Annotated in this window: 13 protein-coding genes; 8 read left to right on the forward strand and 5 right to left on the reverse strand. The window is 71.9% G+C overall.

From position 1 onward, the window contains the following. Positions 1 to 29 precede the first annotated feature (29 nt). A complete protein-coding gene (locus BUS84_RS13635; RefSeq protein WP_074312699.1) occupies positions 30 to 1,148 on the reverse strand; it encodes a phosphatase PAP2 family protein in 1,119 nt (372 codons plus the stop codon). Between the two features lie 150 nt (positions 1,149 to 1,298). On the opposite strand from BUS84_RS13635, the gene BUS84_RS13640 reads away from it, so the two are divergent. Both BUS84_RS13640 and BUS84_RS13645 read left to right on the forward strand, forming a co-directional pair. Further along, positions 1,299 to 1,703, forward strand: a complete 405-nt coding sequence (locus BUS84_RS13640) for a thioesterase family protein (RefSeq protein WP_074312701.1) — start codon at positions 1,299 to 1,301, stop codon at positions 1,701 to 1,703. Next, positions 1,700 to 2,530: an MBL fold metallo-hydrolase gene (locus tag BUS84_RS13645; RefSeq protein ID WP_074312703.1), complete on the forward strand. Its 831-nt coding sequence runs from the start codon at positions 1,700 to 1,702 to the stop codon at positions 2,528 to 2,530. The genes BUS84_RS13640 and BUS84_RS13645 overlap by 4 nt, the downstream gene beginning before the upstream one ends. 131 nt (positions 2,531 to 2,661) lie before the next feature. Here BUS84_RS13645 and BUS84_RS13650 read toward each other — a convergent pair whose 3' ends face one another. Both BUS84_RS13650 and BUS84_RS13655 read right to left on the reverse strand, forming a co-directional pair. Continuing rightward, positions 2,662 to 3,597, reverse strand: a complete 936-nt coding sequence (locus BUS84_RS13650) for a PfkB family carbohydrate kinase (RefSeq protein WP_074312705.1) — start codon at positions 3,595 to 3,597, stop codon at positions 2,662 to 2,664. Between the two features lie 139 nt (positions 3,598 to 3,736). Next, the gene (locus BUS84_RS13655) at positions 3,737 to 4,924 is read right to left on the reverse strand and encodes an XdhC family protein (protein WP_208869668.1); all 1,188 of its coding nucleotides are present in this window, start codon (positions 4,922 to 4,924) and stop codon (positions 3,737 to 3,739) included. Between the two features lie 96 nt (positions 4,925 to 5,020). On the opposite strand from BUS84_RS13655, the gene BUS84_RS13660 reads away from it, so the two are divergent. The 4 genes from BUS84_RS13660 (at position 5,021) to BUS84_RS13675 (ending at position 10,081) form a co-directional block, all read left to right on the forward strand. Continuing rightward, positions 5,021 to 5,521: a (2Fe-2S)-binding protein gene (locus BUS84_RS13660; protein ID WP_425293485.1), complete on the forward strand. Its 501-nt coding sequence runs from the start codon at positions 5,021 to 5,023 to the stop codon at positions 5,519 to 5,521. After that, the gene (locus tag BUS84_RS13665) at positions 5,508 to 6,503 is read left to right on the forward strand and encodes an FAD binding domain-containing protein (protein WP_074312711.1); all 996 of its coding nucleotides are present in this window, start codon (positions 5,508 to 5,510) and stop codon (positions 6,501 to 6,503) included. Before BUS84_RS13660 ends, BUS84_RS13665 begins: the two co-directional genes overlap by 14 nt. Next, entirely contained in the window at positions 6,500 to 8,734 is a 2,235-nt protein-coding gene (locus BUS84_RS13670) for a xanthine dehydrogenase family protein molybdopterin-binding subunit (RefSeq protein WP_074312713.1), read from the forward strand. Before BUS84_RS13665 ends, BUS84_RS13670 begins: the two co-directional genes overlap by 4 nt. 303 nt (positions 8,735 to 9,037) lie before the next feature. Next, on the forward strand, positions 9,038 to 10,081 hold the full coding sequence (locus BUS84_RS13675; protein WP_074312715.1) for a lytic polysaccharide monooxygenase: 1,044 nt from the start codon (positions 9,038 to 9,040) through the stop codon (positions 10,079 to 10,081). A gap of 111 nt (positions 10,082 to 10,192) precedes the next feature. On the opposite strand, the gene asnB is transcribed toward BUS84_RS13675, so the two are convergent. Continuing rightward, a complete protein-coding gene (asnB, locus tag BUS84_RS13680) occupies positions 10,193 to 12,154 on the reverse strand; it encodes an asparagine synthase (glutamine-hydrolyzing) (RefSeq protein WP_074318776.1) in 1,962 nt (653 codons plus the stop codon). Positions 12,155 to 12,287: 133 nt separating this feature from the next. Here asnB and BUS84_RS13685 point away from each other — a divergent pair, with 133 nt between their 5' ends. Both BUS84_RS13685 and BUS84_RS13690 read left to right on the forward strand, forming a co-directional pair. Continuing rightward, positions 12,288 to 13,769: an aminopeptidase P family protein gene (locus BUS84_RS13685; protein WP_074312717.1), complete on the forward strand. Its 1,482-nt coding sequence runs from the start codon at positions 12,288 to 12,290 to the stop codon at positions 13,767 to 13,769. 545 nt (positions 13,770 to 14,314) lie between these two features. Next, the gene (locus BUS84_RS13690; RefSeq protein WP_074312719.1) at positions 14,315 to 16,558 is read left to right on the forward strand and encodes a hypothetical protein; all 2,244 of its coding nucleotides are present in this window, start codon (positions 14,315 to 14,317) and stop codon (positions 16,556 to 16,558) included. 77 nt (positions 16,559 to 16,635) lie between these two features. Here BUS84_RS13690 and pulA read toward each other — a convergent pair whose 3' ends face one another. Continuing rightward, the gene (gene pulA, locus BUS84_RS13695) at positions 16,636 to 22,131 is read right to left on the reverse strand and encodes a pullulanase-type alpha-1,6-glucosidase (RefSeq protein WP_074312721.1); all 5,496 of its coding nucleotides are present in this window, start codon (positions 22,129 to 22,131) and stop codon (positions 16,636 to 16,638) included. Between the last annotated feature and the right edge of the window lie 19 nt (positions 22,132 to 22,150).

Below are 22,150 nucleotides of genomic sequence, written 5' to 3' on the forward strand. Positions count from 1 at the left end.
TTCCGCCGCGGCCGGCCGATCCGGCGGCGTCAGCGGTCGGCGGGTACCGCGGGCTGGTCGGCGGCGCCCGGCCGGACCGGCGCGGGTTGCCCGCTGGCCGGCCGATCCGACGTTGTTTCCGGCGGGCCCGCGGTGCCGTCCGGCCCGGTGATCTTTGCCGGCGGCGGCCCGACAGCGGCCGGGGTCGGTCCGGCGCGACGGGCCCGCAGCGCCGCCCACCCGCGCTCGGCCAGGCCGACCACCAGGAAGGTCAGCCCGACGTACGTCCAGCCGACCAGCACGTCGATCACGTAGTGCTCACCCGAGTAGACCAGGGTGAAGGTCATCGCCAGCGGGTACGCGAGCAGCAGCGGCCACCAGCGGCGGCGGGTGGTGTGCAGGAAGAAGAGCACCACGAACAGCGCCCACGCGGTGTGCAGCGACGGCATCGCGGCGACCGGGTTCGAGGCGATCTGGCCGGCGTTGAGCACGTTGCCGGCGCCGTGCATGCCGAACGCCTTCCACCCCCGGGTGGAGATCCGGGCGACCTCGGTGAGCAGGCCGTTCTGCGCCGCCCACCACGGCGGCGCCGCCGGGTAGATGAAGTAGGTGGCCAGGCCGGCGGCGCAGAGGAAGCCCCAGCGCCGCATGTACGCCGCCCAGCGGTGCCGGTCCCGCAGCCAGAGCACCGCGGCGGCGGCCAGCGCGACCACGAAGTGCGAGAAGTACACCCAGCTCGCCGCGACGTCGTACCACTGCAGCTGCGGGTGGTAGAGGTGCTCCTGCAACCAGATGGTGGGCACCTCGCCGCCGGTGGCCCAGCCGAACATGAACCGGTCGGCGACGATCAGCTCCATCGCGTGCGGGGTGGCCCCGTTGTCGGCGAACCCCCGCGAGAGGTTGTACGCGGCGAGCAGCAGCACCACCGGCACCCAGTCCCGGGCGAAGCGCAGGTGACTTCGCCACGGCCGGTCGCTGTTCCAGGCGACGGTGCCGGCCCAGATCCAGACGAACGCGTACGCGGGGTCGGTGGGCAGCCCGATGCCCAGCCAGGCGGCGACGAAGGCGACCGCCCAGATCGACATGGCGGCGATGCGCCGACGGCCCCCGTCCGGGGACGCGGGCGGGTCGGTCCGGGCGGGGGGTTGGGGGTCAGTCACGACGGCCATCGCGGTCAAGGTTAACGACGGGTGCGGCATCGACCGACGGCGACCACCCGCAGGACCCGTCCGCAGGTGGGCGACGGCGGGCCCTGACGGGTGCGGCGGGATCGCCGGGCGAGTGCTCGGCGGGCTCGGCGAGCACCTAGGCTGGCGACCATGCAGGAGCAGCCCGAGCCGGCCTTCGCGCCGGGTCTGACCGCCCAGGTCGAGTTGACCGTCACCGACGCGGACACCGCCCAGGCGGTCGGTTCCGGGGACGTACCGGTGCTCGGCACACCCCGGGTGCTCGCGCTGGCCGAGGCGGCCACCGTCGCGGCGACCGCGACCACGATGCCGTCCGGGTCGACCACCGTGGGGACCCGGGTCGAGCTGGAGCACCTGGCGCCGACCGTGGTCGGCCGGACGGTCCGGGCCAAGGCCCTGCTGGCGGCCGTCGACGGTCGCCGGCTGTCGTTCGAGGTCACCGTGACCGACGGCGACGAGACGGTGGCCCGGGGTCGGGTGGACCGCATCCTGGTGGACCGGCAACGCTTCGTCGACCGCGCCGGGCGGACGTCATGACCGGCGGATTCGTCGAGGTCGCCGACCGGGTGCACGTGCTGCGCGAGCCGCTGCTGCGGGTCAACGTCACCCTGGTCGTCGGCGACGACCAGGCGCTGCTGGTGGACACCCTCTCCTCGGCGGCCCAGGCCACCCAGCTGGCCGCCGCCGTCCGGGCGGTCACCGACCGTCCGCTGACGCTGGTCAACACCCACCACCACTACGACCACTGCTTCGGCAACGCCGTCCTGGCCGGCGACCCGCCCCGCCCGGTGTACGCGCACGCGCTGGCCGCCGCGGCCCTGCGCGAGGAGCCGGAGCGGCTGCGCCGGGAGGCGTACGACGAGGTGCGCGAGGAGCACCCGGCGCTCGCCGCCGAGCTGGCCGACACGCCGCTGCTCGCCCCGACGCACACCGTGCACACCGAGACGGCACTCGACCTGGGCGGCCGGCGGGTGCTGCTGCGTCACCCCGGGCGGGGGCACACCGACGCCGATCTGGTGGTGCACGTACCCGACGCGGACGTGCTGGTCGCCGGGGACCTGGTGGAGCAGAGCGGCCCGCCCGCCTTCGAGGACTCGTACCCCCTGCAGTGGCCGGACGCGGTCGCCGACCTGCTCCGGCTGACCGCCGTGGGCACGGTGGTGGTGCCGGGCCACGGCGACCCGGTGGACGTGGAGTTCGTCCGCGCCCAGCACGCCGAGCTGGCGAAGCTGGCCTGGCTGATCCGCGCCGGGCACACCGGCGGGGCGCCGCCGGAACGGGTCGCCGCCGAGGCGCCCTTCGGCGCCCGCGCCGCCCTTATCGCCGCCCGCCGCGGCTACAAAGAACTCGACGGCACCCCCTGAACCCCTGCCCTCTCCCCCTGCCCCCTCCCTCACCTCGCCGATCTTGCACTTGCTGCCCGGGCAGAAGGCGCAAAGCGGGCGAAGCGTCGACCGAAAGCGCAAGATCGACGCGGGAGGGTGCGGGAGGGTGGTCAGTCTTTGAAGCGGCGCTGGACGTCGGCGCGGGTGGGCATGGCGGTGGCGCCGCCCGGTGACTCGCAGACCAGGCCGGCCACCCGCAGCGCGAACGCCACCCGCCCGACCCAGCCCGCCGGGTCGGCCGGCTCGCCGTCGAGGAGCAGGTCGGCGATCAACGCGGCCATCACCGAGTCGCCGGCGCCGGTGGCGTCGACCGCGTTGACCCGGGGGGCCGGCACCCGGACCGGGTCGGCGTCGGCGGCGGCCAGCACCGCGCCGGCCGCGCCGAGCGTCACCACGACCGTCGCGGCGCCCAGCTCGCGCAGGTACGCGGCCACCCCCTCGACCGGCTCACCCGGGTAGAGCACCTCGGCGTCGGCGGTGCTCAGCTTGACCAGGTGCGCGCCGGCTGCGAACTCGGCCACCACCTCGCGCAGCCCCGCCAGCGCGCCCGGCCCGCCCAGGAGCCGGGGGCGCACGTTCGGGTCGAAGACCCGCAGGCCGGTGGCGAGCGCCCAGGCACGCCGGGCGGCCGCCAGCGTGCGGGGTTGGAGCAGCACGACGGAACCGCAGTAGAGCACGTCGGCCCCCTCCAGCAGCGCCAGCTCCAGATCGTCGGCGGCGAGCAGGCCGTAGGAGGGCGGCTCGCCGTAGAAGCGGAAGTCGGGTTCCGGGCCGGCGAAGGTGACCACCGCGAGGGTGGTCGGCGCCGGCACCGTGACCGCGCCGGCCAGCCCCACATCGGCCGCGGTCAGGAAGGCGCGAATCCGCCCGGCCAGCACGTCGTCGCCGAGTGAACCGACGAACTGCGCCGCGCCGCCGAGCCGGGCCACGCCGACGGCGACGTTGAGCGGCCCGCCGCCGATCGCCTGCCGGTAGACCCGCTCGCCGTCCCGCTCGGTGTCGAGCAGATCGACGAGCGCCTCGCCGAGCACCACCGCGTATCCCATGCCGGTCCCTTCGTCGTCGCCAGCCGCCCACCGCCCACCTCGGCAATCGGCGTGGCACCAGGCTGGCACAACGCACGGCCCGGTGGGCCCCGAAGAGCACGGGTCCGACCGACCGGACACGGGCGAGAGGGCCGGCGCGCTACCCCGCCCGGTGGATCGGCCCGCCGAGTGCCGTCAGGGGACGACCGGTCCCGCCCCAGCGGCCCGCGACGATCTGCGCGGCCACGCTCACCGCGGTCTCCTCCGGGGTACGCCCACCGAGATCCAGCCCGATCGGCGAGGCGAGCCGGGCGAGCTGCTCCGCGCTCAGCCCCGCCTCGCGCAGCAGCTTCTGCCGCTCGTCGTGGGTGCGCCGCGACCCCATCGCGCCGACGTACGCCAGCCGGTGGCGCAGCGCCAACGCCAGCAGCGGCACGTCGAACTTCGGGTCGTGGGTCAGCACGCAGACCACCGTCCGCCCGTCGACACGGCCGGCGTCCAGCTCCGCCCCCAGGTAGCGGTGCGGCCACTGCACCACCACCTCGTCCGCCTCGGGGAAACGCCGAGCGGTGGCGAAGACCGGGCGGGCGTCGCAGACGGTCACCCGGTAGCCGAGGAACGCGCCGATCCGGGCCACCGCGGCGGCGAAGTCGATCGCCCCGAAGACGATCATCCGGGGCGGGGTGGCGTACGCGGCCACGAAGAGGCTCAGGCCGCTGCCCCGGCGCTGCCCGTGGTAGCCGTACCGGAGCACGCCGCTGTGCCCGGCGGCGAGCAGCCCGAGGGCGTCGGCCGTTGCGGCGGCGTCCAGCCGGTCAGCGCCGAGCGAGCCGGTCACCCGCTGCCCGGTCAGCACCAGCCGCCGGCCCAGTCGTCCCGCCGGGTCGACCGGCACCGCGCCGGGCGGATCGCCGGCGTCGGCCGCCACGCAGGTGACCACCGCCACCGGCTGGCCGGCCCGGCGCGCCGCGTCGACCGCGTCCAACTCCACGAGACGGTCGCCGTCGATCCGCTCCACGAACACGTCGAGCACCCCGCCGCAGGTCAGGCCCGCGGTGTACGCGGCGTCGTCGCTGACTCCGTAGCGGGTCAGCTCGGGGGCGCCGGTGTCGAGCACGCGGCGGGCCCGTTCGTAGAGGTCGGCCTCGACGCAGCCGCCGGAGACGCTGCCGGTCACCGCGCCGTCGGCCGTGACCAGCATGCTGGCGCCCGGCGGCTGTGGCGCGGACCGCCACGTGGCCACGACGGTGGCCAGGGCGACCGCCTCGCCGGCGCGGCAGCGGCGGTGCACCTCGTCGAACACGTCCGGCACGCGCTGCCCCGTTACGTCGTGAAAGGAGGAAAACATTCTTATGTGAAGGATATGGTCGATTTCGTCATGAGGGGGTGTGAGTCGGTGAAGTCCTACCAGGCACTACGAACGGCGCCGACCCCGGACCACGCGGTGGTCCGGGGTCCCGGCGAGGTGGCGGTCCACCTGCAGGTCAACGGCGAAAGCCGGACGACAGCCATCGAGCCGCGGGTCAGCCTGCTCGACGCCCTCCGCGACCGGCTCGAGCTGACCGGCACCAAGAAGGGCTGCAACCAGGGCGCCTGCGGCGCGTGCACCGTGTGGGTGGACGGGCGCCGGGTGCTGTCCTGCCTGACCCTGGCGATCACCTGCGAGAACCGCGAGGTGACCACGATCGAGGGACTGTCCGACGGGGACACGCTGCACCCCATGCAGCAGGCGTTCCTGGACTGCGACGCGTTGCAGTGCGGCTACTGCACCCCCGGGCAGATCATGTCCGCGGTGGCGCTGCTCGCCGAGGGGCACGCCGGCGACGACACCGAGATCCGGGAGTGGATGAGCGGCAACATCTGCCGCTGCGCCGCGTACCCGCACATCCGCGCGGCCGTCCGCCGCGTCCGCGACCAGGGGGAGCCGGGCGATGCGTCCCGTTAGCTACTCCCGCGCCACCGACGTCGCCACCGCGATCGGCGCGGTGAGCGCCGACCCGGAGAGCACCTTCCTGGCCGGTGGCACCACCCAGGTCGACCTGCTGCGCATCTACGTCGAACAGCCGCAGCGCCTGGTCGACATCAACGACCTGCCGCTGAACCGGATCGAGGAGCTGCCCGGCGGCGGGTTGCGACTCGGTGGGCTGGCCCGGATGAGCGACGTGGCCGGGGAGCCGGAGCTGGTCCGGCGCTACCCGATGGTCGCCGAGGCGCTGCTGCTCGGCGCCTCCCCGCAGCTGCGCAACATGGCCACCATCGCCGGCAACCTCATGCAGCGGGTGCGGTGCAGCTACTTCCGGGACGTCGCGGCCGGCTGCAACAAACGGGCACCGGGCACCGGATGCAGCGCGCTCGACGGAATCAACCGGGGGCACGCGGTGCTCGGCACCAGCGACTGCTGCATCGCCACCCACCCCTCGGACCTCGGCGTGGCCCTGGTCGCACTCGACGCGGTGGTTCAGACCGAAGGCCCGGCCGGGCAGCGGAGCATCCCGATCGACGACTTCTTCCTGCTCCCCGGGCAGACGCCGGAACGGGAGCACCCGCTGACGCACGGCGAACTGGTGACCGGCATCGACCTGCCTCCGACGCCGGCCGCGGCCACCTCCCGCTACATCAAGATCCGCGACCGCGAGTCGTACGAGTTCGCGCTCGCCTCCGTCGCGGTGGCCATGTCGGTTGCCGGCGGTCGGATCACCGAGATCCGGCTGGCCCTGGGCGGGGTGGCCACCAAACCGTGGCGGGCCCGGCAGGCCGAGCGGCTGCTCGACGGCGCACCAGCGACCACCGAGTCGTTCACCCGCGCCGCCGAGGCGGAGCTGGCGCCAGCGGTGCCGCACGGAATGAACGCCTTCAAGGTCGAGCTGGCCCGGCGAACCATGGTCCGGGCCCTGGAGAGCATGGCGCAGCGGGAGGGAACGACATGAGCCCGGCGATCGGCGCGACCCTCAACCGGGTGGACGGCCGATTCAAGGTACGCGGCGAGTCGCGTTATTCGGCCGAGGTCCCGGTGCCCAACCTGGCGCACGCGGTGGTGGTGAACGCGAAGATCGCCAGCGGCCGGATCATCGCGATCGACACCAGCCAGGCCGAGCGGGCCGACGGTGTGCTCGCCGTGCTCACCCACCGCAACCTGGCCCGGGTCGCCACCGTGCCGAAGCTGCTCCCGTCGCTGGCCGGGCTGGCCGCACCGGGGCAGACCTTCTTCCCGATGCAGGACGAGACGATCCACTACGCCGGCCAGCCGGTCGCCATCGTGGTCGCCGACACCATCGAACGCGCCGACCACGCCGGCACCCTCATCCGCTTCGAGTACGCCGCCACGCCCGCCACCACCCTGCTGGACCAGGCCCGGGACCAGGCGTACGTGCCCGAGCGGATCTTTGGCGGGCTGCTGCCCGGGCACGCGTCCCGGGGTGACGTGGCCAAGGCGCTAACCGACGCGGACGTGTGCGTGGACGCCACCTACCGCTTCGCGCCCAACCACCACAACCCGATCGAGCCGTCGGCCAGCACCGCGGTCTGGGAGGACCTCGACCGGCTGACCGTCTACGACTCGACCCAGGGGCCGAACTCCGTCCAGTTCACCCTTGCCGAGCTGCTCGGCCTGCCACCCATCTCGATCCGGGTGGTCAGCCATGCCGTGGGCGGCAGCTTCGGTTCCAAGGCGATGGTCTGGCACCACCCGGCGTTGGCCGCGCTGTCCGCCCGGCACGTGGGCCGGCCGGTGCGACTGGTACTCACCCGGGAGCAGATGTTCACCTCCTGCGGGCACCGCGAGGAGCAGGAGCAGCGGATCACTCTCGCCGCGCGGGCGGACGGCCGGATCACCGCGCTACGCCACCACAAGCTCTCGCTCACCTCTCCGTTCGACGACTGGGCGGAGCCGTCGTTGCAGAGCCCGTCGGTGGCCTACACCAGCCCGAACTATGAGGGGATCTACCACCTGGTCCGGGGGAACACCATCACACCGACCTTCACCCGGGCCCCCGGCGAGGCGACCGGGATGTTCGCGCTGGAGTGCGCGATGGACGAGCTGGCCGAGCGGATCGGCGTTGATCCGCTGGAGCTGCGACTGCGCAACTACTCGGCGACCGACCCGGAGAGCGGCAAACCGTGGTCGAGCAGCGGGTTGACGGAGTGCTACCAGCGGGCCGCCGAGCTGTTCGGCTGGCACGACCGCCCGCTGCCCCGATCCCGGCGGGAGGGGAACTGGTTGATCGGCACCGGCATGGCCAGCGCTCTCTACCCGGTGACCCAGCCGGTGAACCCGCAGCGGGCCCGGGCTCGGCTCTACAACGACGGCACCGCGGTGGTCGAGGCCGGCGTCTCGGAGTTCGGCACGGGGGTCTTCACCGCGATGACCCAGGTCGCCGCGGACGGGCTGGGCATTCCGGTGGAGCGGGTGCGGTTCGTGGGCGGCAGCAGCGACCTGCCGAACGTCACCGCCGCGGTGGGTTCCGCCGGCACCAGCGCGGTGGGCTCAGCCGTACACCTGGCGACGACCCAGCTACGCGACGAGCTGATCCGACGGGCGGTGGCCGACGACCACTCGCCGCTGCGCGGCGCGGACCCGGCCGCCGTGCAGGTCCGCGACGGCAAGATGGTGCTGCGCGACCGGCCCGACGTCGGCGAGACGTACGCCGACCTGATGCATCGCACCTTCGTGCCGGACGTGGAGGTGCTCGGCACCTGGAACCCGCCGCCGCAGGACGCCGGGTACGGGGTGCACACCTTCGGCGCGCAGATGGCCGAGGTGGCGGTGGACGCCGACCTCGGCGTGGTCCGGGTACGCCGGATGGTCGGCGTGTTCGCGCCGGGCCGGGTGCTCAACCGCAAGACCGCGCACAGCCAGCTCATGGGCGGGATGCTCTGGGGGCTGGGCCAGGCGCTGCTGGAGGCCACCCGGATGGACCCACGGCTTGGCCGCTGGGCCAACGCCAGCCTCGGCGACTACCTGGTGCCGGTCAACGCGGACGCGCCGGACGTGGTGGTGGACACCATCGAGGTGCGCGACGAGGCGGTGAACCCGCTCGGCATGAAGGGCGTCGGGGAGATCGGTGTGGTGGGCGTGGCGGCCGCGATCGCCAACGCCGTGTACGACGCCACCGGGCGCCGGCAGTACGAGCTGCCGATCACCCTGGAGAAGCTCCTCTGAGGATCGCCCGCCAGGCGATCTGAGGCATCGAGGATGGCCTATTGCGTTGCGGCCGGGCGGCATGGTGGGATGACGCGTACCGGGCGGTGCGAGGGCTGCCGCGCCGCCGGTTGCCGGGTTCGTTGACGCGAGGGCGCCGGTCCACGACAGGGACCGTTGACGGCGCGTGTCCACCGGCCGATTCCCGCCGGGGCACGCACCGTGATCATCGCTTCCGCTCGTTGGAGCGGGGCGACCAGGCCACATCCCACCCGATTGCGGCGGGGCGGCTCAGGCGGCGCGCCTCGCGAGTCAGGAGAACCCGTGAACCGTTCCCGTACGGCCGCGTTGCTCACCGCGGCCGTGACCCTCACCCTGGGCGCCGTCGCCCTGGCGTCCAGCCCGGAGCCGGCCGCCGCGCACGGCGCGGCGATGACCCCCGGCAGCCGCACTTTCCTGTGCTGGCAGGACGGACTGAGCCAGACCGGCGAGATCAGGCCGAACAACCCCGCGTGCTCCGCCGCCGTGGCGCAGAGTGGCGCGAACTCGCTCTACAACTGGTTCAGCGTGCTGCGCTCCGACGCCGGCGGCCGGACGGTCGGCTTCATCCCGGACGGGCAGTTGTGCAGCGGCGGCAACCCCGGCTACCGGGGCTACGACCTGCCCCGTACCGACTGGCCGCTGACCCACCTGACCGCCGGGGCGCGGCTGGACTTCCGGTACAGCAACTGGGCACACCACCCGGGCACGTTCTACTTCTACGTCACCAAGAACAGTTGGAGCCCGACCCGGGCGCTGGCGTGGGGAGACCTGGAGGAGCAGCCGTTCCTGACGGTGACCAACCCACCGCAGCGTGGCGGGGTCGGCACCAACGAGGGGCACTACTACTTCAGCGGCAACCTGCCGTCGGGCAAGAGTGGCAGACACATCATCTACTCCCGCTGGGAGCGCTCGGACTCGCAGGAGAACTTCTTCGGCTGCTCCGACGTGACCTTCGACGGCGGCAACGGCGAGGTGACCGGTGTGGGTCCGGGCGGCATCCCGCCGCCGAACCCGACGACTCCCCCGCCCAACCCGACGACTCCCCCGCCGAACCCGGACCCGACCACCCCGCCTCCGCACGGCGGTGACTGCATGGCCGTCTACAAGGTCGTCAGCGCGTGGCAGGGCGGCTTCCATGGCGAAGTCATGATCATGAACCACGGCAGTACGCCGTTCAACGGCTGGAACGCCACCCAGACCTCGTCCGGCTCGTCGGTGACGGCCACCAACGTCGCACACAACGGCACGGTCGCACCGGAGGGCACCACGACCTTCGGCTTCCTGGCCAGCACGACGGGCACCAACGCACTCCCCACGGTCACCTGAGCCCGCCGCTGACCCAGCGGACCCGGGCCGCTGGCGCGGACCGGGAACCCGGGTGTCAAGAAGGGCCCCCTGCCACGCGAAATGCGATAACAGGGGGCCCTCCTTACCCGGTCAGCGGACCATGGAGCCGACTACCGGCTTGGTGAGCAGGGCGGACTGGTTGCGCTGGATGCCCGGGTCGAGGGTCTTGGCCACGAAGATGGCGTGCCAGATGCAGAAGATCAGCACGGTCCACACCTTGCGGGAGTGGTCGGCCTCCTCCCGCTTGTGCTCGTCGAGCAACCGCAGCGCGTACGACAAGTCGAGCAGGTCGCCGGCGCCCGAGGTGCTCAGCACGTGTCGGGCCCACTCGTACATCTCGCCGCGCAGCCAGACCCGGGTGGGGGTCGGGAAGCCCAGCTTCTTGCGGTTGACGATGGCCGGCGGGACGACGCCCTGCAACGCCTGGCGCATCGCGTACTTCGTGGCGTCGGAGCGCGGCGGCAGCTTGAGGTCGACCGGGATCTTCGCCGCGACGTCGAACACCGCGCGGTCGAGGAACGGCACCCGCACCTCCAGCGAGTGGGCCATCGAGATCCGGTCGGCCTTGACCAGGATGTCCCCGCGCAGCCAGGTGTAGAGGTCGACGTACTGCATCTTGGTGACGTCGTCCAGTTCCGTGCACTCCGCGTAGATCGGGGCGGTCACGTCGGTGTAGCGCACCGAGGGGTCGTAACGGCGCAGCAGGTGCTGCTTCTCCTCCTCGGTGAACATCCGGGCGTTGCCGTAGTAGCGCTCCTCGATCGGGGTGGTGCCGCGCTCCAGGAAGCTCTTGCCCTTGACCCCCTGCGGGATCGCCTTGGAGACCGCGCGCAGCCCCTTCTGCACCCCGCCGGGCAGGCCGTTCACGCCGCTGAGCGACAGTGGCTCCCGGTAGATGGTGTAGCCGCCGAAGAACTCGTCGGCCCCCTCACCGGAGAGCACCACCGTGACGTGCTCGGCGGCCTTCTTCGCCACGAAGTAGAGCGGCACCAGCGCCGGGTCGGCCACCGGGTCGTCCAGGTGCCAGACGATCTTCGGCAGCGCGTCGATCATGTCCTGCGGACCGATCTTGGTGGGGATCGTGGTGACGTCCAGGTGCCGGGCCGAATCCTGGGCGACGTCGATCTCCGAGTATCCCGGCACGTCGAAGCCGACGGTGAAGGTGAGGATGTTCGGGTTGAACTCCCGGGCCAGCGCGACCACCGCGGTGGAGTCGATGCCGCTGGACAGGAACGAGCCGACCGGCACGTCGGAGCGCATGTGCATGCGCACGCTCTCCCGCAACGTCTCCCGGATCTCGTGGTACAGCTTCTGCTCGTCGTCGACCGCCGCCGGCCGGAACACCGGCCGATACCACCGGCGTACGTCGATCCGCCCGCCCGGGGTCCAGGTCAGGTACTCCCCGGAGCCGATCCGGTTGATGCCCTTGTGCAGGGTGCCGGGCTCGGGGACGTACTGCAGGGTCAGGTAGTGGCTGAGGTTGGCCGTGTCGACGCCCGCGTCGCCCTGGTAGCTGCTGTGCGCGAACGGCAGCAGCGCCTTCTTCTCCGAGGCCAGGTAGAGCCCGTCGGCGGTCTCCAGGTAGTGCATTGGCTTGATGCCGAAGTAGTCGCGGGCACCGAACGCGCGCCGCTCCTGCCGGTCCCAGATGACGAAGGCGAACATGCCGCGCAACCGGGTGAGCACCTGCTCGCCCCAGAAGTGGTAGCCGGCGACGATCACCTCGCCGTCACCGGCGGTGGCGAACTGGGCGCCGAAGTCCCGGATCAGCTCGTCGCGCAGCTCGATGTAGTTGTAGATCTCACCGTTGAAGGTGAGCAGGTAACGGCCGTTCGCGTAGGGCAGCGGCTCGTGGCTCGACGCGACGTCGATGATGGCGAGCCGCTTGTGGGCGAACACTCCGTCCGCGTACCGGCCGGAGGCGTCGCCGACCACCTCGACCCCTGTCTCGTCGGGGCCGCGGTGGTGCAGGCATTCCAACGCTCCGGCGATGTGGTCGCGGTGCGCGGCGGCGTTGCCGTTCGCGCTGAAGAAGGCCAGGAGTCCGCACATGGTGGTCATCTTCCCACGCGCGCCGTGGGCCCGTCGCAGCCGTCCGTCGATCCGGAGCGCTCCCGGCCGGCGCCAGCGTGAACCGGGCGCGCGGTACCGTCGGGACCAGCAATGACACGGAGGGAGCGGCGCAATGACCGAGGGACGCACCGACGGTACGCCGACGGACGGTACGGAATCGCACGATCCGGACTTCCCGGAGGCGTTCCTGTCCTTCATGCGGCAGGGCTGGCGGGACAGCGCGCTTCCGGTGGCGCCCCGGCCGGAGGCCCCCGACTACGCCAAGCGGCGGGCCGCGCTCTCGGCGGCCTTCCCCGGCGAGACGCTGGTGATCCCGACCGGCCCCGAGAAGGTCCGGGCCAACGACACCGCCTACCCGTTCCGGCCGGGCAGTGACTTCGCCTACCTGACCGGCGACCACGACCCGGACAGCGTGCTGGTGCTTCGCCCGAACGGCTCCGGGCACGACGCCACGCTGTACATGCGGCCCCGCTCGTCGCGGGAGACCGACGAGTTCTTCCGCAGCCGGCACGGCGAGCTGTGGGTGGGCCGGCGGCACACGCTCAGCGAGAAGTCCACCGAGCTGGGCCTGCCCACCGCCGACCTGACCGGCCTGGAGGCGACGCTGGCCGACCTGTCGCCGGGGCGGACCCGGGTGCTGCGCGGGTTCGACGCCGAGGTGGACGCGGCGGTCCGCCCGTACGACGGGGTCCGCGCCGAGGGGCAGCCGCCCCGCGACCGGGAGCTGGCGATCGCCATCTCGGAGCAGAAGCTCGTCAAGGACGAGTGGGAGATCGGCCAGCTCCGGGACGCGATCGACGCCACGGTGCGGGGCTTCGAGGACGTGGCCCGGATCCTGCCGGCCGACCGCGCCGTCTCCGAGCGCCTGCTGGAGGGGATCTTCGCGCTGCGGGCCCGGCACGACGGCAACGACGTCGGGTACGGCTCGATCGTCGGCGCCGGCGAGCACGCCACGATCCTGCACTGGGTGCACAACCACGGCGCCACCCGGCCGGGTGAGCTGCTGCTGATGGACATGGGTGTCGAGGGCCGCAACCTGTACACCGCCGACGTGACCCGGGTGCTGCCGGTGAGCGGCCGGTTCACCGCCCTGCAACGCCAGGTCTACGACATCGTGTACGCCTCGCAGCAGGCTGGCATCGAGGCCATCCGGCCCGGGGTGAAGTTCAAGGACGTCCACCTGACCTGCATGCGGGTGCTCGCTGAGGGCCTGGCGGAGCTGGGCCTGCTGCCGGTGAGCGTGGACGAGGCGATGGACGAGAAGTCCTCGGTCTACCGGCGGTGGACGCTGCACGGCTTCGGCCACATGCTCGGCATCGACGTGCACGACTGCTCGAACGCCCGCAAGGAGACGTACCGCGACGGCACGCTGGGCGAGGGCTACGTGCTCACCGTCGAGCCGGGGCTGTACTTCCAGCCGGAGGATGAGCTGGTCCCCGCCGAGCTGCGCGGCGTCGGCGTACGGATCGAGGACGACGTGCTGGTCACCGCGACCGGCGCGGTGAACCTGTCGGCCGGCCTGCCGCGCACCGCCGACGAGGTGGAGACCTGGCTGGCCGAGCAGCGCGAGGCGGGTCCGCGGCTGCCGGGCTGACCCCACACGTACGACCACGGGCGGGCCCCGCCGCCGACGTCTGCGACGCATCTCGTCGTTACGACGCCGGCGGTGGGGCCCGTCGACGTCGTGGCCTGATCTCGCTCGTCCACGATCCGGTCGGGGGTGAACCCGAACTGCTCCACGCCGGACGTGCCCGGCCGGCGGTCGTTCGGCCCGAGTGGGACCCGAGGCGGGCTTTCGGGTGTCCCGCCATCCGGAGAGTGCCGCGGGCGGATCGTGCCCGGCCATCACCGTTGAAGCTCTGCGCCATCGTCGCGCCCTTTCCGCCACCGGCCCCCGGCTGGCGGCGTCCGGGGGCTTTCCGCCATCGGCCGCGTTCTCAGCACCGCTCATGCCGAGCGGGCTGACCGTTCCCACTCTGCGTCATGCACGCCGAATGCGGGGTTTCTTCGGATACGCCCGCATAGTGAGGAACTCTCCCATACGGTGTTGTTCAGCAGCTACAACCGATTTGTAGCGAAGGCCGCCTCGCCACGGCGAAGCGACCTTGTCTGGGTACAAGGAGAGGGCAGAGAACTCCGATGTCCAACCACCTTCGCAAGAACGATGACGCGACTGGCGAGAACAACTCGCCGTTCCGCCGGCGCCGGCTCTGGCTCGTCACGGGCGTTGCGGGCCTCGCCGGAGCGGTCGGCCTCACGGGCGTGGCGTACGCCACCACCGGGGTGACCGGCCCGCACCGACTAACCGACGTCAAGTGGTCGACCTCCCAGCTGGTCAGCGACGACGGCAAGGACGAGGCCAAGGACGACAAGGGCAAGGACGAGCACAAGGACGACAAGGGCAGGGACAAGGACGACCGCGATGAGGTGCGGGAGGTGGAGTGCGACGACGATGACCTCGTCGAGGCCCTCGAGCTGGCCAACCGTGATGACGGCGGGACGCTGAAGCTGGCCAAGGACTGCACCTACGAACTCGACGAGCACGACAAGAAGTCCGAGGCGGGCCTGCCGACGATCAAGCAGGAAGTCACCATCGAGGGCAACGGCGCGACGATCAAGCGCGAAGCCGAGGAGGGTTTCCGGATCTTCCGCGTCGCCGACGGGGGTGACCTGACCCTGAAGGACGTCACGGTCCGCAACGGTGCGGCCGGCGAAGACCGCAAGGACGACAAGGACAAGGACAAGCACGACAAGGACAAGCAGCCGCCGAAGCAGTGGGTACCCGGCAACCAGTCCGGGACTGGCGGCGGCGAACCTGCCCCGGCGCCCGCCCCGGCGAAGCCGGCAGCCGACACCGCGGCGAAGCCCGCAGCCGCCACCGCGGCGAAGCCGGCAGCCGACACCGCGGCGAAGCCGGCAGCCGACACCGCGGCGAAGCCCGCGACCGCCACCGAAGCGAAGCCCGCGACCGCCACCGAAGCGAAGCCGGCAACCGCCACCGAAGCGAAGCCGGCAACCGCCCCGGCGCCGAAGCCGGCAACCGCCCCGGCGCCGAAGCCGGCCGAGAACGGCTGGCGCGGCGAGGAGTCCGGCAAGGACAAGGACAAGGACAAGGACAAGCACGACGAGGACCGCAAGGACGACAAGGAGCACGAGGGCGACGGCGGTGGCCTGCTGGTCGAACGCGGCGGCGAGGCCCGCCTGGTGAACGCCAAGTTCGTCCTCAACAGCGCCGAGAACAACGGCGGCGCGGTCGCCAACTTCGGCCGGGTCACGGCCGAGGGCAGCACCTTCGACAACAACCACGCCGGAGAGGACGGCGGTGCCATCTTCAACGCCGGAATCCTCGACGTCACGGGCTCGCACGACGGCAAGGGCCCGGAGTCCCGCATCAGCAACAACACCGCGGGCAAGGACGGCGGCGGCATCGCCAACGGCCACAGCGACAAGAAGAAGGACGACCACGACAAGAAGAAGGACGAGCACGGCAACGCGAACCTCACCAGCGGCGGCCGCCACGACGACGACCGCCACGACGACCGCGACGACGACAAGGCCGGCACCGTCACGATCGAGAAGACCCTCATCGAGGGCAACACCGCCAAGAAGAACGGCGGCGGCCTGTCCAGCAACGATGGCTTCGTCGAGGTCAGCTGGACGTTCATCAAGAACAACACCGCTGGCGAGAACGGTGGCGGCATCGCCGCCGTCGACACCGTCCTGAAGGTCAAGAACAGCAACGTCGAGAAGAACAAGGCCCACAAGGACGGCGGCGGCATCTACAACGTCAGCAGTGACGAGGACAAGAAGCGCAACTCCGTCCTGTGGAACGGCAAGGACGAGGACAGGGACGAGGAGGACCGAGCCTCCGCCACCGTCACCGACAGTGAGGTCCTCGAGAACAGCGCGGGCCGCTTCGGTGGCGGCATCTTCAACGGCAAGCCGTTCGAGGACAAGGACAAGGACTGGCACAACGGCGGCAGCATGGCCGGCCCGGCCGCCTGGGAGGCTTCTTCCTGGTCGAAGGACAAGGACCACGAGGACCACGAGGACCGCAAGGACCTCGGCGCCAGCCTGGCCCTGCGCGACACCAAGATCAAGGAGAACTTCGCCGGCAAGAACGGCGGCGGCATCTACAACAACGAAGGCAAGGTGACCCTGACCAACACCAAGGTCACTAAGAACAAGGCCGACAACGGCAACGACCACGACAACGGCCACGACAAGGGCCACGACAAGGGCAACGACAGGGACAAGGACCACAAGGGGATCGCCGGCGGCATCTTCAACAACGATGGCAAGGTCAAGCTCGACGACGACTCCACCATCACCGACAACGACCCCACCAACTGCGCCAACACCGTCGAAGACTGCTTCAACTGAGCATTGCGACAGCGAAACAGCGACGGAAAAGGTCGGCCCCCTGCCACCGGAGGTGGCAGGGGGCCGACCCGTGCGAGCTAGCGCTGCACGAACACCGCCACGCTCCGCGCCGGCACGGTGAAGGTGCCGGTCGTCGCGTCGAACGACGCGGTGCGCAGCACCGGATCCGCCGACGTGCGCAGCACCGGGTGCAGTGACACGTCCGCACCACGCAGACCGGTCAGTGTCTGCTTCGCCGCCGCCGGCGTGCTGTTGAACACGACGGTGATCGACTTCCACGTCCCGCCCAGCCCGCGGTTGTCCAGGGTCATCGTCAGCACGCCCGGCGTCTCCTGCGCACCGGACAGCGGGAACGCCACCCGCTGCTGCACCTGCTCGGCGGTGCTCAGCCCGAACACCGGCGAGGACGCGCGGATGCGCAGCAGCTCGGCGTACCGGGCATCGGTGGTGTTGATCGCCGCGCAGTCCGGCACCAGCGCGGGGTCGGCCAGCAGCGGCTTCGCGTACGGCCATTTGTCCTCGTTGTCCTGCGCCGGCGGCAGGCCGGCGCCGAACCCGTTGCCACGCTCGCAGCCCCAACGGATCTGGTTGAACCAGTCACCGGAGTTGTACGAGTTGCGGTCCAGCGACTTCGACCGCAGCCGCTCGGTGCCGGCGGTGACGAACCCGGTGCCCTGACCCAGCAGCACCGTGCCCAGCGCCAGCACGTGCATCCGAGCGCGGTCCATTGCGGCGGTGGCCTGCGGCAGCTTGTACGCCAGCGCGTCGTACAGAATCTCGTTGTCGTGCGCGTCGACGTAGGTGACCGCCTCCCCGGGCGCGGCGGTGTAGCCGGCCGGCGAGCCGTTGTAGTCCACCTGCGCGCCGGTGACCTGCCGCCCGGCGGAGTCGGTGAACCGGTATCCGCGCAGGTTGCCGGTGAGCCCCACCTTGATCAGGTCGTGGGCGTGCAGCAGCCGGGCCTTCTGCTCGGCCGGCGACCCGTTGACCGGATCACCGTTCGGGTCGGTGTAGAGCCCGGAGGCGAAGCCCTGCGCCCGAGGGTTGGCGTCGAACGGCCCGCCGCCGCGCACCGCGTCGCGCAGCCGGTCGTTGAAGGTGCCGATGCCGGTGCCGGCCATGTTGGCCTGGGTGGCCTGCACGAACCGGGCGTCGTTGGCGACCTCGCCGAAGTTCCAGCCCTCGCCGTAGAGCAGGATCGACCTGCCGTCCACCCCGTCGCGGGCCACGGTCAGCCGGTCCAGCGCCTGGCGCACGGCCAGGATGTTCGCCTTCGGGTGGTGACCCATCAGGTCGAACCGGAAACCGTCCACCTTGTACTGCCGGGCCCAGGTGACCAGGGAGTCGACCACCAGCTTGCCCATCATGGCGTGCTCCGGGGCGGTGTTGGCGCAGCAGGTGGAGTTGGCCACCGTGCCGTCCGCCAGCAGCCGCTGGTAGTAGCCGGGCACCACCTGGTCGAGCACCGACTTCGCGTCGGCGCCGGCCGCCGAGGTGTGGTTGTAGACCACGTCCATGACCACCCGCAGGCCGGCGTCGTTCACCCCGGCAACCATCCGCCGGAACTCGGTGGTCCGCGCCGCCCCGGCCGGGTCGACCGCGTAGCCACCCTCCGGCACGGTGTAGTGCAGCGGGTCGTAACCCCAGTTGTAGCCGTCGGCCTCGGCGACCGCCGCCACGCACTTCTGCTGCTCCTCGGAATCCGGTGGCAGCGCCGCCAGGTCACAGGACGGCTGGCGCTGGTCGGCCCGCTTCTCGGGGATGGTCGCGAAGTCGAACGCCGGCAGCAGGTGCAGGTGCGTGACGCCGGCGTCGCCGAGCGCCCTGAGGTGGGTCATACCGGCGGTCTTCGGATCGGTGAAGGCGAGGAACGTGCCCCGCCGCTCGGCCGGCACGGTGTCGTCGGCGATGGAGAAGTCCCGCACCGACAGCTCGGAGACCTGCGCCTTCGCCGCCGGCACCGGGGCCGGCTTGCGCAGCGTCCGCCAGCCCGCCGGGGCCAGCGCCGGATCGTTCAGGTCGACCAGCTGGCTGTGCGTGGAGTCCGCCGCCAGGGCCACCGAGTACGGGTCGGTCACCGAGGCGGTGACCATCCGCTGCGCCGCCGGCTGCCACGCCTGCACCTGGTACCGGTAGTACTTCCCGGTCCAGGCGTGGCTACCGCGTGCCGACCAGACGCCGGTGCGGTCGTCGCGGCGCATCGGCACCGTCGTCGGCTGCGCGGTGGGCGAGTCGAAGAGTTGCAGCGCCACCGTCCGGGCGGTCGGCGCCCACAGCGCCAGGCTCGGCGTACGGCCGGCGAAGGCCGGCCCCAGGGTGACCTGGGTGGCGCGGGAGTACACGTCGTCGAGCACGCCGGGGATCTGCACGCCGGTGGCGGCCAGCAGGGCCCCCTCGGCGTCGCGCTCGGTGACGAGCAACTGCCCGCGCAGCGCCGCCGGCACCTTGGCCAGGTCACCCCGGTCCAGGCTGAAGCCGCGGTACGACCACAGGTGCGGGAACGCGGCGCGCTGGGCCTCGGTGAGCCCGTTGCGCTGCGCCCGCAGCGGCAGCGTGGTGTACGTCCCGGTCAGCTCCCCGTCGGCCACACCCACGCCGCCCGCCGGGGCGGTGACCAGCGCGTACGTCCTGCCGTCGGTCGGCCCGGTCTGCCACGCCACGGTGGACCGGTCGATCCAGTGCGCCTTCTGCTTGGTGATGTCGATGTCCCGGCCGGCGCCGGTCGCGGTGGAGGGCAGCAGCCGGCCCGGTGTGGCGGCGAGCAACCACACCTCCCGGCCCGCGCTGGCGAAATCGAGCCGCTGATCGTCGGGCAGGTCCTTGGTGTCGCCCTGGTGGATGATGTAGTTCAGCCCGGTCGCCCCGGCCGCCAGCGGCACCCGGAACACCGCCCCGAACGCGTCGATGGAGGTCGGCTCGAACGGGGCGGACCACTCGGTCGGGTTGGCGGCGCCGTCCCACAGGTGCAGGCCCCAGCCGGCGTAATTGCCGTCGGCCCTCCGGTAGTGGATCACCGCGGTGCCGTCCTCGACCGGCGGGTCCGGTTCACCGGTGGCCGCCTGCCGGGTCGGATAGACGGCCGGATCACCCTGCTTGAGCCAGACCTCGCCGGTCCGCGTGACGTCGATGCTGCGGTCCGCGCCGACATCCTTGGTGCCGTTCCTGTCGACGACCAGGAAGCTCACCGACGTCGCGCCGGGCTTGAGCTTGACCCAGGCGAACCGGCCGTAGGAATCCTCCCCCGCGAACGGCTGCCCCTTCGGCCACTCGGTGACGTACGCCGGGTCGATGTCACCCCAGGCGTACAACCCCCAGTCGTCGTACCCGCCGGCGGGACGTTGGTAGTGCACCACCGCCCACTCCCGGGACCCGCCCCGCTCCGGCGTGCCCACGATCGCGGTGGACCGGGCGGTCGCGGTGCGGCCCCGCCCGTCGCGGACCACCGCCTTGTACTCCACCGGCGTCCCACCGGCCAGCCCGGTCAGGTCGTGCTGCACGGTGTACGGCGCGTGGTCGGCGCTGCCCAGCAGCGTCCACCGACCGCCGGCGACGCGGGCCGCCACGGTGACGGTGGCCAGCGGGTCACCGCTCACCTGCGCAGTGACCGCGGCCCGGGTGGCCGCCGGCGCGTCCGGCGCGGGGGCGGTGATGGTGATGGTCGGATTGCCGGCGGGCTGCGCGACGGGCGTGCCGCCCCGGTGCACCACCGCCGACAGCGGCGGCACCGTCAGGGTCAGCTTGCCGTCGGCACCAGCGGTGGCGGTGCTGGTCGAACCGTAGATGCCGGTGAAGGTGGCGCCGACCGACCAGGTGGCCACGCTGACAGTCTGCGCGGTGTCGGCGTTGTTCACCGCCACCACGTACTCCGTGCGGTCGGCGGCGGCGATCCGGGAGGCGGCGAAGACGCCCGGGCCGTCGGCGGCGTACCGGGTGACCTGCACGCCGTCGCGCAGCGCCGGATGCGCCTGGCGCAGCCTGCCCAGCTCGGCGATGGTCCGGTACAGCGGGTGGGTGGGGTCGAACTGGTCACTGGCGTGGGTGCGGTCCGTGCCGAGCAGGTCGTCGTCGAGGTAGTCGGCGACCTTCGAGGCGAACATGTCCTGCCGGGCGTCCTTGTCCCCGCCGGGGCCGGTGAAGCCCTGCTCGTCGCCGGAATAGATCACCGGCTGGCCCCGGGTGAGGAACATCAGCTGGTGCGCGAGCTGGTCGCGGCGCAGGTGGGTGGCCGGGTCGGCGCCCCCGCCAGCGATGAACGAGCCGATCCGGCCCATGTCGTGGTTGCCGAGGAAGGTGGTGAGCCGGCCCGCGTCGGTGTCCCGGGCGGCGTAGAGGTCGTCGCGGGCGTACACGTCGGCGAGCGCCTTCGCCGAGCCGGCGCCGGCGGTGTAGCCCCGCGCGGCCTCCTGGAACGCGAAGTCGAGGGTGGCTGGCAGGCCACCCTGCCGGACGTAGCTGGAGCTGACCTCCGGATCGGCGCTGTACACCTCGCCGAACATGAAGAAGTCCTTCTTGCCCGCCTTCTCGGCGGCCCGCTCGATGCCCTGGCTGAACTGCGGCCAGAAGTCCATGTTGACGTGCTTGACGGTGTCCAGCCGGAAGCCGTCGACGCCGATCGCGCCGATCCAGTCCCCGTACGCCTTGGTCAGGCCCTGGACCACCTCGGGGCGCTCGGTCCAGAGGTCGTCGAGACCGAAGAAGTCGCCGTACTCGCTGTTCTCGCCGGCGAAGGTGGAGTCACCCCGGTTGTGGTACATGGTGGCGTCGTTCAGCCAGGCCGGGACCTTGACCGTGGCGTCCTTCGGCTCGGCGAACGTCGGGGTGTACGGGAACGACGCCTGGTTCACCCGGGGGAAGGCGCGGGTGCCGTCGGCGTAGTTGCGGTCCTCGAACGCCCGCCCCTGCGCGTCGGTGTACGGCGAGGTCGCCTTGTCCACGTAGGCGTACTTGTCCTCGGCGTACTTGATGACGTCGGCGGTGTGGTTGACGATCACATCGAGGTAGATCTTGATGCCGCGCTGGTGGGCGAGCTTGACCAGCCGCTTCATCTCCTCGTTGGTGCCGAAGTGCGGGTCGACCTGGGTGAAGTCGGTGATCCAGTAGCCGTGGTAGCCGGCCGAGATGTCGTCGCCGGCGCCCTGCACCGGCCGGTTCTTGAAGATCGGGGCGAGCCAGATGGCCGTGGTGCCCATCCCCTGGATGTAGTCCAGCTTGTCGATGACGCCCTTCAGGTCGCCGCCGTGGTAGAAGCCCTTGTCGGTCGGGTCGAGCCCGGTACGCAGCCGGTCACCGGCGAGGTCGCCCCGGTCGTTACGGGGATCGCCGTTGGCGAACCGGTCCGGCAGGACGAAGTAGAACTGCTCGGCGCGGGCGCTGTCGCTGCCCGCCTTCAGCAGCGCCTCGGCGGTGGGCTCGTCGCGCCACTGGGCCGCGCCGGCGACAGCGAGGGGGTCGGCGCCGGACGGCCGGGGGTCCGCAGCGGCGGGACGCACCGCGACCGGACTGCCGACAAGGGTGAGGGTGAGCAGGGAGACGAGGGCGAGCAGGGCGGTACGCGGTGTCGGCGGGGGTTTCATCGACGGCCTTCCTCTGGTC

The organism is Micromonospora cremea (assembly GCF_900143515.1).
Lineage (GTDB): Bacteria > Actinomycetota > Actinomycetes > Mycobacteriales > Micromonosporaceae > Micromonospora > Micromonospora cremea.